This is a genomic window from Micromonospora sp. WMMA1949 (assembly GCF_027460145.1).
GTDB lineage: Bacteria > Actinomycetota > Actinomycetes > Mycobacteriales > Micromonosporaceae > Micromonospora.
In genome coordinates, this window is record NZ_JAPZBG010000001.1 from 2091831 (window position 1) to 2104162 (window position 12332).

Below are 12332 nucleotides of genomic sequence, written 5' to 3' on the forward strand. Positions count from 1 at the left end.
AGCGCCCGCCCGCTTCTGCCACTATTCGGTAGTTGCCAAGCATATGCAATAGAGGGCCATTGACGGTGTGCGGCCCTCCGAGCGCGACGTCCGCTCGTAAGGCGGCCGCGCGGCGCGCTGAATATGCTCAGAGCATGGAGGACAGCGAGCAGGCGGTGCTGGCCGGGATGTTGCAGGCGGCCGAGGACGCCGCCCCCGTGCAGGCGGTCGAGGCCGTCACCGGCGCCATCGCCACGGCGTTGGACGCGCGCGGCGTCTCGCTGCTGATCGCCGACCTCAGCGGCCGTGCGCTGGTCCGGCTGACCCACCAGCCGGCCGCCGGTGGCCCCGGCCGCCGCCAGGGCGAGGAGTCCGCCGAGATTCTCCCGTTCGACGGCGGGCCCTACGAACAGGCGCTCCGTCAGCAGACTCCCCGGGTCGTCCCCGGCGACGGCACCTGGACCGTCGTGGCACCGGTCACCGACCGCGGAGAGGCCATCGGCCTGCTGGAGATCGACCTGCCCGACGAGCCGGACGAGGACGCGGTGGCCCGGATCGCCCGCGCGGCGCACGCGCTGGCGTTCGTCGTCATCGCCAACCGCCGCCACACCGACCTGTTCGAGTGGGGGCAGCGGACCACCCCGTTCAGCCTCTCCGCCGAGATCCAGCGCCGTCTGCTGCCCGCCTCGTTCACCTGCGAGGGCGGCGCCTTCACCCTCTCCGGCTGGCTGGAGCCCGCCGCCAGCGTCGGCGGGGACACCTTCGACTACAGCCTCGCGCGGAACCTGCTGCACCTCAGCGTCACCGACGCGATGGGCCACGGCGTGGCGAGCGCACTCACCGCCACCCTCGGCGTGGGCAGCCTGCGCAACACCCGCCGGCGCGGCGGCAGCCTGATCGCCCAGGCCGAGGAGGCGAACCGGGCCGTCGCGGAGCACGCGAACGTACGCGGCGCGTACGTCACCGCCGTGCTGGGCCGCATCGACCTCACCACCGGCCGCTGTGAGCTGCTGAACGCGGGACACGTCCCACCGCTGCTGGTCCGGGACGGCCGGGTCCTGCCCGTGGAACTGCCCGGCAACTTCCCGCTCGGCATGTTCCCCGGCGAGAGCTACCGCAGCGGAGAGCTGGCTCTGCTGCCCGGCGACCGGCTGGTGGTGGTCACCGACGGCATGCGCGAACGCAACGCCGCCGACCTGGACCTGCCCGGGGAACTGCTGCGCCTCGCCCACCTGCATCCCCGCGAGGCGGTGCGGGCGCTGTCCGACGCGGTGCTGGCAGCCGCCGGGCCGGTCCTGGACGACGACGCGACGCTGCTCGTCGTCGACTGGTACGACGGCCACGGGCCACGCCGCAGCACCGCCGGCGCCGACACCGCCCGCGTCAGCCCGGACGAGGAACGCTCAGCGCACCGCCGTGGGTGAGCCGTCCTCGGCCTCCCGTACCGTGCCGAACAGCGGGATGACGCGGTCCACCGAGGTGATCGAGAAGACGTTGCGGATCGACTGGCGCACGACGGCCAGACCGAGCCACCCGTCGCGCTCCCGCAGGTTCTTGTAGACGAGCACCAGTGCGCCCAGGCCGCTGGAATCCACGAAGCCGACCCGGGTCAGGTCGACGATCACCGTCCGCGCACCGCCCTCCACCACCTCGAGCAGCCGGTCACGCAACTGCGGTGCGGTGGCCATGTCCAGGTCGCCGTCGACCTCGACCACCGGGCCGACACGCCCCTGCCGGGTCGTCACCGAGAACTCCACCACTCCCCCTCAACCGCGTACCCGTCGCTACCCGACACCGTGCCAGAAAGCGGCCCTGATCGCCTCCCGTGGGTGCGTGGCGGCTCAGCGGCCTTCCCGTGAAGTGGTGGACGACACCTCAGTGCCGATCCGGTCACGCCGCCGTCTCGGTGCCGGTCCGCCGCACCGGCGCGGGGATCCGCAGCTCGGCGGCGGCCCGGCGCTCGGCGAGGCGTACCGCCGGCCGCATGGCCAGGCCGGCGACCACGAACAGCCCGCCGAGCACCAGCCAGCCCGGGGTGCCCCAGCCGAGCAGCAGCGAGGTCAGCAGCGCCGGGCCGAGCATCCGGGCCAACTGCGGCGCCATGGCGAAGAAGCCCTGGTACTGCCCCTGCCGGTCGGGGCGGGCCAGGGTGAAGCCGACCTCCCAGCCGCTGGCCGCCTGCATCATCTCGCCGAACACCTGCACCAGGGCCGCGCCGAGCAGCACCGCCGAGGCTACCCACGCGCCGCCGACCATCCCGGACACCGCGTACGCGCCGCAGGCGACCAGCAGCACCCAGCCGGCGTGCCCGCTGGCCCGGGCCGCCGTGCCCGGATCGGTCACCCGGCGGGCCACCCGGACCTGCCACAGGACCACGCACAGCATGTTGACGGTGAGCACGATCGCGCCCATCGGCGCCGGGGCGTCGGTCCGCTCCGCGATCCACAGTGGCAGCGCCAGGCTGAGCAGCGGCATGTTCAGGCACATCACCGCGTTGAGCAGCGTGATCAGCGCGTACGGGCGATCGCGCAGCACGGCCAGCCGGCCCGGCTCGGGTCCGGCCGGGACCGGCGCCGCCGCCTCGGGCAGCCGACGCACCAGCAGGGCGGCGGCCAGGAAGCTCGCCGCGTCGAGCGCGAAGGCGGACAGGTACGCGGGGCGGGTGTCCGCCCAGAGCACGAGCGCGCCCAGTCCGGCCCCGGCGGCCAGGCCGGCGTTCGAGACCGACTGCAACCGCGCGCGTACCGCCGTGCGCCGCGCGGGCTCGATCAGCCCGACCAGCAGCGCCTGCCGGCTGGCGGTGAGCCCGGCCTGGCAGGCGGCGTAGCCGCAGGCGAGCAGCACGAACAGCGGGAAGGAACGGATCACGAGGAAGCCGCCGAGCGCGGCGGCGGTCGCGACCGCGAAGACGCCCGTCATCCGCCGTGCGCCGTAGCGGTCGGCCAACTGGCCGGCGGGCACCCCGGCGAGGATGCCCGTCGACCAGCCCACGGTGAGGGCGATCCCGACCTGTGTCGGGGACAGCCCGACCACCCGGATGAAGAACAGCGCCGAGCAGGCGTAGAACGCGCCGTCACCCACCGAGTTGGCGAGCTGCGCCAGGCTCAGCACTCGGACCCGTCGGCCGGTGTCGACATCGGTCATTGCCCGTCCCCCGTTCGCCGTTCTCCTTCCTCCATCCAAGACCTGCGAATTGGCTCACAGAAGCGCCGATTCCGGGCTATTTGATTGGGCCAATGTAGTGTCGTCGCGGTGGACGTACACGTCAGCCTGGCCGGTCCCGGCGACCGCGCCACCCGGATCCACAGGCAGTTGCTGGAGGCGGTCCTGGACGGCCGCCTGCGGCCCGGCGACCGACTGCCACCGACCCGCGAGCTGGCCCGGCGGCTCGACGTCTCCCGCAACACGGTCGCCGTCGCCTACGAGCGGCTGGCCGCCGAGGGCCTGCTCACCGCCCGGGTCGGCGCGGGCACGTTCGTCGCCGACGAGCCGGTCGCCCGCGCCCGGCCGCGTCCGGCACCGGCCGGTGGGGTACGCCCCCGCGCGTTCTGGGCGTCCGCCGAGCCGGCCCCCACCGCCGCGCCCCGCCCGGGTCACGACTTCCGGGCCGGCGCCCCGGACACCGGGCTGTTCCCGCTGGCCACCTGGCGGCGGCTGGTCGCCGGGGAACTGCGTGGCGCGACGATCCGGGGCGGTTACGCCGACCCGGCCGGGCACGAGGGCCTGCGTACCGCCGTCGCCCGGTACGTGGGGCTCGCCCGCGCGGTACGGGCCGCGCCGGAGGACGTCGTCGTCACCCAGGGCGCGCAGCAGGCGCTGGACCTGATCGCCCGGGTCGTGCTCGAACCGGGCGACCGGGTGGCGGTGGAGGATCCCGGCTATCCCCCTGCTCGGCGGCTGTTCGCCGGCCACGGCGCGCGGGTCGTGCCGGTGCCCGTCGACGACGAGGGGATCGACGTACGTGCGCTGCCCGGGGACGCGCGGCTGGTCTACGTCACCCCGTCCCACCAGTTCCCGCTGGGCGTCTGGATGTCGCCTGCCCGGCGGGCGGCGCTGCTGGACTGGGCGGCGACCCGGGACGCGGTGGTCGTCGAGGACGACTACGACACCGAGTTCCGCTTCTCGGCGCGCCCGCTGGACCCTTTGCAGACGCTGGACCGGGCCGGGAAGGTGGTGTACGTCGGCACGTTCTCCAAGACCCTGCTGCCCATGCTGCGCCTCGGTTTCCTGGTCGCCCCGGCGTCGCTGCGCCCCGCGCTGCTGGCCGCCCGGCAGCTCACCGACTGGCACGGCGACCACACCACGCAGGCCGCGCTGGCCCGGTTCATCGACTCCGGCGAGCTGCCCCGGCACATCCGCAAGGCGACCCGGGTCTACGCCGAGCGGCGCGAGCTGATCGACGCCGCGCTGCGCTCCGACCTCGCCGACTGGCTCGATCCGGTGCCGTCCACAGCCGGGCTGCACCTGTGCGCGCGGCTGCGCCCGGAGACCGGCGTCGACCTGCCGACTGTCGTCGCCCGGGCGGCCGAGGTCGGCGTCACGGTACGCGAGATCGCCGGCTACCACGCGGGCCCGCCCGGCCCGGCCGGTCTGGTGCTCGGCTACGGCGCCGTCGCCACCGCCGACGTACCCGAAGGGCTCCGGTTGCTCGCGCGCAGCTTCCGCGGCTGACCGGCGGCGACGCAAATTTCTCCGGACGTCGAGCAACCCCGGGAGCCACACCTGGCGTGACTGTCCCGAACCTGATCGGAGGCTTCACCTTCGGTAACCCCGGGGGTGGGCGCGCCTGAACTACCCTCGCGCCCGTGGACACTGTGGAGATCGATGCACCTGTCGTCGGCGTGACCGTCTACCCGGACCGCGCCCGGGTCACCCGCCGCGGCCGCGTCCGGCTGACCGCCGGCGACCACAGGGTACGCGTCGCCCCGCTCCCGCTGGGCCTGCGCCGGGACTCGATCCGGGTGGGCGGCCGGGGCGCGGTGACGGTGCTCGGGGTCGACGTGACCGCGTGGCGGCAGGCCCGCAGCACCGACGCCCAGGTCGTCGAGCTGGAACGGCGGCGGCGCGAACTGGCCGACGAGCTGGCCGAGGTCGCTGACACCGACGCGATCGAGGACCAGCGCGGCGAGTTCCTCACCCGGCTGGCCGAACGCGCGGGTGGCACGTACGCCCGGGCGCTGGCCGCCGGCGACGCGGCCCCGGCCGACGTCGCGGCCTTCACCGACTCGGTGTCCGGTCAGCTCGCCGAGTCCCGGGCCCGGCGGCGCGGGCTGGCCCGGCGGCGCACCGAGCTGGCGGAGGAGCTGGCCGCTGTGGACCGGGAGCTGGACGCGGCGCGCGGCAAGCGGGAACCGGACCGGCTGGCCGCCGAGGTGTCCGTCTCGGTGGACGCCGACGACACCGAGGTGGAGCTGGAGCTGACGTACCTGGTGGACGGCGCCCGCTGGACGCCCTCCTACGACCTGCGGCTGGTCGAGGACACCATGACTGTCACCTGGTTCGGACTGGTCAGCCAGGGCACCGGGGAGGACTGGCCGGAGTGCGAACTCCAGCTGTTTACCGCGCGGCCGGCGGCGGCGAGCGGCGTACCGGAATTGTCGCCCTGGTATCTCGACCGGCTCCGCCCGGCGCCGCCGATGGGTGTCTCGGCCGCGTCGTTCGACGGCATGGTGCCGCCCCCGGCGCCCGGCGCGGCACCGGCGGGCCGTCCCCGCGCGGCGCGGTCCGCGGCGCCGGCGGTGCGGGAGAGCGTCGCCGAGGTGGAGCAGGGCGTGACCGCGGCGACCTACCGGCCCGCGCGGCCGGTGGCGGTGCCCGCCGACGGCAGCGCGCACCGGGTCACCATCGCGGTGCTGGAGCTGCCGGCCCGGCTGGATCACGTGAGCGCGCCGGTGCGCGCGGCCGAGGCGCACCTGCGGGCCACCGTCCGCAACACGTCGGACCACACGCTGCTGCCCGGCCCGGCGTCGGTCTTCCACGGCGCCGACTTCGTGGCGGCGACGCGGCTGACGACGTGGGCGCCGGGCGAGGAGACGGAGCTGGCGCTCGGGGTGGACGACCGGCTGCGGGTCGAGCGGAAGCTGTCCCGGCGCACCGAGAGCAAGGCCACGCTCGGGTCGACGCGGCGGCGGGAGGTGGAGTACCGGATCACGGTGGCGAACCACACGCCCCGGCCGGCCACCGTCGAGGTGCGGGACCAGCTACCGGTGTCCCGGGACGAGGCGGTGGTGGTACGTGAGACCGCGCTGACGCCGCCGCCCGCCGAGCGTACGGAGCTGGGCGAGCTGACCTGGCGGCTGTCGCTGGCGCCGGGTGAGAGCGGCGAGATCGCGCTGGGCTTCCGGGTGGAGCTGGCGAAGGGCGTCGAGCTGACCGGCTGGCGGGAGTAGCCGCCGGCGCGCGTTAGGAAGGGCCCCTTCTTATGCAGAATGCGTTAAGAAGGGGCCCTTCCTTCGGTCTCAGATGCGGCGACGTCCGTACAGGCCGGCGAAGACGGCGACGCCGATGGCGGCGAAGCCGACCTGGAGCGCCAGCTCGATCCAGTCGATGCCGGGGGTGTCGTCGACGCCGAACGCGCCGGCCACCAGCGTGCCGACGAGCGCGGCGACCACACCGATGAGCAGGGTCAGCCAGATCGGGATGTTCTGCTTGCCCGGCACCACCAGGCGCCCGAGCGCACCGATGACGAGGCCGATGATGAGCGCGGTGAAGAAGCCCGTGATCTCCACGAGAGGCGTCCCTTCCCTCAGATGTGTTGACGCCTCGCTGGTTGCCCCGATCAACGACTTACCCAAACCTGGGAGCCGCTTTCGTCACGGAACTGTCATGACCGTCAGTGATCAGTGGTCCGAGGGCTGGCGGCGGCGCGGCGCGCCGGGCGGCTCGTCCCGCTCGATGCGCAGTTCCCGCTCCAGCTCGGCGATGACCATGCGCAGGTCGTCCAGGCGCTGGCTGATCGCGATCCGGTCCACCTCGTCCGGTATCCCGTCGCCGTCTTCGTCGTAGTCCGGCGCCAACCCTTCGGTCATCTCCAGCCGGCGAGCCTCCTCCATCGAGTTGACGATGACGGCGATGAGGATGTTCAGCAGCAGATTGACCGCGATCATCACGAAGCTGACGTAGTAGAGAAGCGTCCACGGCGACACCTCAAGGCCCTGTTCCAGCAGGTCCGGAAGCGTCTCCAGGGACAGCAGCACGAACAGCGTCACAAGCGATTGCCCGATGTCGCCGTACTGCTCGGGGTACCGGTCTCCGAAGATCAGCCAGCCGGCCATGCCGTACACGTAGAGCGTGACGGCGGCGAGCGCGAGGAACCCGGCCACGCCGGGCAGGCTGCGCCACAGCGCCGTGACGATGGTCCGCAGGCCGGGCGAGAAGCGGACCAGCCGCAGCACCCGGGCCACCCGGATGAACCGCAGCACCGCCGAGTCGCCGTGCAGGCCCGGGATGAAGATGGCGGCGGTGACCAGCAGGTCGAAGACGTTCCAGCCGTGCCGGAAGAAGTCCTGCGGTCGGCGGCCGTACGCGAGCACCCGGATGGTGATCTCCACGACGAAGATCGCCCGGAACGTCCACTCCGTCCACCGCAGCACCGGCCCGGCGGCGCCCAGGTTCGGGTACGTCTCGATGCCCAGCACCACGCCGTTGGCCATGATGAGCACCACGATGGCCACCTCGAACGGCCGGGACGCGACGATCCGGGCACAGTGGCCGGCCAGCCCGCGCTTTCCGTTGCTGGTCCGGCGCCCGCCACGCGGGGCCGGAACCGTGTCCCCGATCAGCGTTCCCCTCCGGCACACGAGAGCCGGACGACGCACGGACGACAGGGGGTAGCCACCCGGACACTTTAGTGGATCACCGACGGCGAACCGCTCCGGCCGGGGCGCGCCCGGCCCGGCTCAGAGCCAGCCGCGCCGCTTGAACAGCAGGTAGAGCGCGCCGCAGACGGCGAGCATCAGGGCCACCGCGAACAGGTAACCGAACCGCCACTCCAGCTCCGGCATGTGGGTGAAGTTCATCCCGTAGACGGTGCCGATCAGGGTGGGCGCGAACAGGATCGCCGCCCACGCGGAGACCCGTTTGATCTCCTCGTTCTGCTCGAAGCTGGCGGCGGTCAGGCTGCGCATCTCCTCGTTCTGCGCCTGCGACACCAGTGTGGCGTTGACGGTGAGGATGTTCTGGAGCAGGTGCCGGAACCCGTCCACCCGCTCCACCACCTGGGTGAGGTGGTCGGCCACGTCGCGCAGCCGGCGGCGCAGCTCCTCGTCCGTGCCGTACCTGTCGAAGCCGTGTGTGAGCGCGTCGACCACCTTCAGCAGCGGCCGGGCGGCCCGCTGGAACTGGATCACCTCGCGGCTCAGCTCGTAGATGCGGCGGCTGGCGTTCGGGTCGCCGCCGAACACCTCGGTCTCGATCTCGTCGATGTCGTTCTCCAGCCCGGCCACCACCGGCGCGTAGCCGTCCACCACCCGGTCCAGCACGGCGTAGAGCACGGCTTCCGGCCCGAGCGCGAGCACCTCGGGTTCGGCCTCCAGCCGCCGCCGTACGCCGGCCAGGTCGGGTGTGCCGCCGTGCCGCACGGTGATCACGAAACCGGGCCCGAGGAACAGGTGCAGCTCGGCGAACTCGACCGCGTCCCGCTCGTCCAGGTAGCGGGCGGCGCGCAGCACCACGAACAGGGTGTCGCCGTAGCGTTCCAGCTTGGGGCGCTGGTGGGCGTTGATCGCGTCCTCGACGGCCAGGTCGGGGAGCTGGAACTCGGCCGCGAGCGTGGCGACCTCCTCCCGGCCCGGCCGGCGCAGCCCGATCCAGGCCATCGCGTCGTCGAGCTGTTGCAGGCAGCGGAACGTGTCGGCGAGGCTCACCGGCGACGCTCGGCGTACGCCGCCGACGTAGACGCCGCTGTCGACCAGTCCGTCGGTTCGCTCCGGCTCGGCCGCGCCCGCGTCGATGGCGTGCTCGTCCAGGCGCCGGCCGAACCCCTCCGAGGACCGGTTGTCCGCCATGCCCCTCCCCCGCTGCTCGGCCGGGTCGCCGAGTCCCCCGCCCGCGCTCGCGCAAACGTCAGGGGCGGTAGCGGTAGCCCATGCCCGGCTCGGTGATCAGATGCCGGGGCCGGGCCGGGTCGTCCTCCAGCTTGCGCCGCAGCTGGGCCATGTACTGCCGCAGGTAGTTCGTCTCGTGGTGGTACTCCGGCCCCCACACGTCGTGCAGCAGCTGGCGCTGGCTGACCAGCTTGCCGGGGTTGCGCAGCAGCTTCTCCAGCATGGCCCACTGGGTGGGGGTGAGCTTGACCTCGACGCCGTCGTCCCGGGTGACGGTCCGGTCGGCCAGGTCGACGGTGTTGCGGCCGATCCGCAGCGCGGGCACGGCGGGCGTGGCCGGGGCGAGCCGCCGGGTCACCGCGCGGATCCGGGCGAGCAGCTCGTCCACCCCGAACGGCTTGGTCACGTAGTCGTCGGCGCCCGCGTCGAGCGCGGACACCTTGTCCTCGCTGCCGGCCCGCCCGGAGAGCACGATGATCGGCACGGCGGTCCAGCCGCGCAGGCCCCGGATGACCTCGGTGCCGTCCAGGTCGGGCAGGCCGAGGTCGAGCACCACCAGATCCGGCGGGTGCGCGGCGGCGGCCTTGAGCGCGGCGGCGCCGCTGTCTGCGACCTCGACGTCGTAGCCCCGGGCGCGCAGGTTGATCCGCAGCGCGCGCAGGATCTGCGGCTCGTCGTCGACGACCAGGATCCGGGTCATTCCCGCTGCCCCTCCGGCTGGCTGGCGGCCGGCAGCCGCAGCACCATGGTGAGACCACCACCGGGGGTGGTCTCCGGGGTGATGCTGCCACCCATCGCCTCGGCGAGCCCACGGGACAGCGCGAGCCCCAGCCCCACCCCGGTCTGGTTGTCCCGGTCGCCGAGGCGCTGGAACGGCAGGAAGACGTGCTCCCACTGGTCCTCCGGGATGCCCGGCCCGGTGTCGATCACCCGCAGCTCGACCTGCCCGGCGTGGGCGCTGGCGGTGATCGTCGGCGGCCTACCGGGCGGGCTGTGCCGCAGCGCGTTCGCCACGATGTTGACCAGCACCCGCTCCAGCAGGCCCGGGTCGGCCAGCGCCGCCGGCAGGTCGGCCGGGATGTCGGTGGTCACCTCGGCCGCCGCCGGGCCCAGTTCGTCGAGCGCCAGGGGTACGGCGTCCTCCAGCCCGATCGCGGTGGCGCTCACGCCCAGCGCGCCGGCCTGCAACCGGCTCATGTCGAGCAGGTTCGCCACCAGCCGGCCCAGCCGGTCCAGCGATTCGTCGGCGGTGGCGAGCAGTTCCTCCCGGTCGTCCGCGTCGAACTCGACGTCGTGGCTGCGCAGGCTGCTCACCGCTGCCTTGGCCGACGCCAGCGGCGTACGCAGGTCGTGGCTGACCGCCGCGAGCAGCGCGGTCCGCATCCGGTCGGCGGCGGCGAGCGGACGGGCGGTGGCGGCCTCCTCGGCCAGCCGCTCCTGGCGCAGCGCGACGGCCGCCTGCGCGGCGAACGCCTCGACCACCCGCCGGTCGGCCGCCTCCAGCCGACGGCCGGCGAGCACCACGCTGAGCCGGTCGTCGACCGGCACCACAGTTTCGCCCGCGCTCGGGCTGCCGGGCGGCCGTTCACCGACGCTCGCCACCACCCGCCAGGCGTCCGCCTCCCGGGCCCGGGCCGGGCGTCCCCCGGCGTCGTCGGTCAGCTCCAGCACGCTCACCGCGCGCAGCCCGAACGTCTCCCGCAGCCGGTCCAGCAGCGCGGGCAACGGCCGCTCGCCGCGCAGTACGCTGCCCGCGACGGTGGCCAGGGTCTGCGCGTCGGCGGAGGCCCGGGCCGCCTCCCGGGTACGCCGGGCCGCCACGTCGACCACCCAGCTCACCGCGATGGCGACGCCGACGAACACGCCCAGGGCGAGCAGGTTGTCCGCCTCGGCGATGGTGAGCGTCCGGTACGGCGGCGTGAAGAACCAGTTGAGCAGCAGGGAGCCGCCGAGCGCGGCGACCAGCGCGGGCCACAGCCCGCCGACCAGGGCCACGCCCACCACACCGGCGAGGAACAGCAGGATGTCGTTGGTCAGGGTGAGGTCGGGCAGCGTCCGCAGCAGGAGCGTGAGCGCCGGCATGCCGAGCACCGCGAGCGCGTACCCGATCAGCCGACGCCGCCGGGACAGCGCGGCGGGCACCGCCGTGCCCCGGCGCCCGCGCCCCGCCTGCGGGTGGGTGACCAGGTGCACGTCGATCGGGCCGGACAGCGCGGTGGTGGTCACCCCGACGCCCCGGGCGAACACCTGCGCGAACCGGCCCCGGCGGCTCGCGCCGAGCACGAGCTGGGTGGCGTTGACGCCCCGGGCGAAGTCCAGCAGCGCCGCCGGGATGTCGGTGCCGAGCACCTGGTGGTACGTGCCGCCGAGGCTCTCCACCAGCACCCGCTGCCGGGCCAGCTGGGCCGGGTCGGCGCCGGCCAACCCGTCGCTGCGTGCGACGTGCACGGCGAGCAGGTCGGCGCCCTTGCTGCGGGCGGCGATCCGGGCGGCCCGCCGGATCAGCGTCTCGCCCTCCGGGCCGCCGGTCAGCGCGACCACCACTCGTTCCCGCGCCTCCCAGGTGTCGGAGATGCCCTGCTGGGCCCGGTACGCGTCGAGCTGCTCGTCGACCTTGTCGGCCAGCCAGAGCAGCGCCAGCTCGCGCAGCGCGGTGAGGTTGCCGACCCGGAAGTAGTTGCCGAGCGCGGCGTCGATCTTGTCGGGCCGGTAGATGTTGCCGTGCGCCATCCGGCGGCGCAGCGCCTCCGGCGTCATGTCCACCAGCTCGACCTGCTCGGCGGCCCGGACCACCTGGTCCGGCACGGTTTCCCGCTGGGTGGTGCCGGTGATCTGCGCGACCACGTCGTTCAGCGACTCCAGGTGCTGCACGTTGACGGTGGAGAGCACGCTGATCCCGGCGTCGAGCAGTTCCCGCACGTCCTGCCAGCGCTTGTCGTGGCGGGACCCGGGCACGTTCGTGTGGGCCAGCTCGTCCACCACGACGACCTCGGGCCGCCGGGCCAGCACCGCGTCCAGGTCCATCTCGGTGAACTCGACGCCCCGGTACGTCATCGACCGGCGCGGCACCACCTCCAGGTCGCCGATCATCTCGGCGGTGTGCCGGCGGCCGTGCGTCTCGACCAGGCCGATCACCACGTCGGTGCCGCGCTCGGCCCGGCGCTGGGCCTCCTCGAGCATGGCGTACGTCTTCCCGACGCCCGGAGCGGCACCGAGATAGATCCGCAGTTCACCCCTGCCCACGCACCCATCCTCCCCGAGTGGAAGGAAGGGCCCCCTGTTAACGCCTCGCGAGGTGGAGGGGGCCCC

At 73.8% G+C, this 12332-nt stretch carries 10 protein-coding genes; 3 read left to right on the top strand and 7 right to left on the bottom strand.

Annotation, left to right across the window (positions count from 1 at the left end; translation table 11 throughout):
- Positions 1–134: 134 nt before the first annotated feature.
- Positions 135–1403 carry a PP2C family protein-serine/threonine phosphatase gene (locus O7607_RS09680; protein WP_269702543.1) on the top strand — a complete coding sequence of 423 codons (1269 nt, stop codon included), beginning with the start codon at positions 135–137 and terminating at the stop codon, positions 1401–1403.
- Here the strand turns inward: O7607_RS09680 and O7607_RS09685 are convergent.
- Together O7607_RS09685 and O7607_RS09690 are read right to left on the bottom strand one after the other, a co-directional pair.
- Positions 1383–1724, bottom strand: a complete 342-nt coding sequence (locus O7607_RS09685; protein WP_433494859.1) for an STAS domain-containing protein — start codon at positions 1722–1724, stop codon at positions 1383–1385. The two genes, O7607_RS09680 and O7607_RS09685, sit on opposite strands and share 21 nt — an antisense overlap.
- A gap of 145 nt (positions 1725–1869) precedes the next feature.
- Complete coding sequence (locus O7607_RS09690) at positions 1870–3123, bottom strand: MFS transporter (RefSeq protein WP_269702546.1); 1254 nt, start codon at positions 3121–3123, stop codon at positions 1870–1872.
- Positions 3124–3231: 108 nt separating this feature from the next.
- On the opposite strand from O7607_RS09690, the gene pdxR reads away from it, so the two are divergent.
- Both pdxR and O7607_RS09700 read left to right on the top strand, forming a co-directional pair.
- Positions 3232–4650, top strand: a complete 1419-nt coding sequence (gene pdxR, locus O7607_RS09695; protein ID WP_269702548.1) for a MocR-like pyridoxine biosynthesis transcription factor PdxR — start codon at positions 3232–3234, stop codon at positions 4648–4650.
- Between the two features lie 134 nt (positions 4651–4784).
- Entirely contained in the window at positions 4785–6368 is a 1584-nt protein-coding gene (locus O7607_RS09700) for a mucoidy inhibitor MuiA family protein (protein ID WP_269702549.1), read from the top strand.
- Between the two features lie 69 nt (positions 6369–6437).
- On the opposite strand, the gene O7607_RS09705 is transcribed toward O7607_RS09700, so the two are convergent.
- The 5 genes from O7607_RS09705 to O7607_RS09725 form a co-directional block, all read right to left on the bottom strand.
- A complete protein-coding gene (locus tag O7607_RS09705; RefSeq protein ID WP_269702551.1) occupies positions 6438–6707 on the bottom strand; it encodes a GlsB/YeaQ/YmgE family stress response membrane protein in 270 nt (89 codons plus the stop codon).
- Between the two features lie 111 nt (positions 6708–6818).
- Complete coding sequence (locus O7607_RS09710; RefSeq protein ID WP_332367306.1) at positions 6819–7796, bottom strand: ion transporter; 978 nt, start codon at positions 7794–7796, stop codon at positions 6819–6821.
- 81 nt (positions 7797–7877) lie between these two features.
- The gene (locus O7607_RS09715; protein WP_269702553.1) at positions 7878–8984 is read right to left on the bottom strand and encodes a magnesium and cobalt transport protein CorA; all 1107 of its coding nucleotides are present in this window, start codon (positions 8982–8984) and stop codon (positions 7878–7880) included.
- 58 nt (positions 8985–9042) lie between these two features.
- A complete protein-coding gene (locus O7607_RS09720; RefSeq protein WP_269702555.1) occupies positions 9043–9723 on the bottom strand; it encodes a response regulator in 681 nt (226 codons plus the stop codon).
- Positions 9720–12266 carry a sensor histidine kinase gene (locus tag O7607_RS09725; RefSeq protein ID WP_269702556.1) on the bottom strand — a complete coding sequence of 849 codons (2547 nt, stop codon included), beginning with the start codon at positions 12264–12266 and terminating at the stop codon, positions 9720–9722. Before O7607_RS09725 ends, O7607_RS09720 begins: the two co-directional genes overlap by 4 nt.
- Between the last annotated feature and the right edge of the window lie 66 nt (positions 12267–12332).

What these genes read in the sequence shown, in the direction of transcription:
- O7607_RS09680 (WP_269702543.1), top strand. Translation starts at nt 135, where the DNA reads ATGGAGGACAGCGAGCAGGCGGTGCTGGCCGGGATGTTGCAGGCGGCC.
- O7607_RS09690 (WP_269702546.1), bottom strand. Translation starts at nt 3,123, where the DNA reads ATGACCGATGTCGACACCGGCCGACGGGTCCGAGTGCTGAGCCTGGCG.
- O7607_RS09715 (WP_269702553.1), bottom strand. Translation starts at nt 8,984, where the DNA reads ATGGCGGACAACCGGTCCTCGGAGGGGTTCGGCCGGCGCCTGGACGAG.
- O7607_RS09720 (WP_269702555.1), bottom strand. Translation starts at nt 9,723, where the DNA reads ATGACCCGGATCCTGGTCGTCGACGACGAGCCGCAGATCCTGCGCGCG.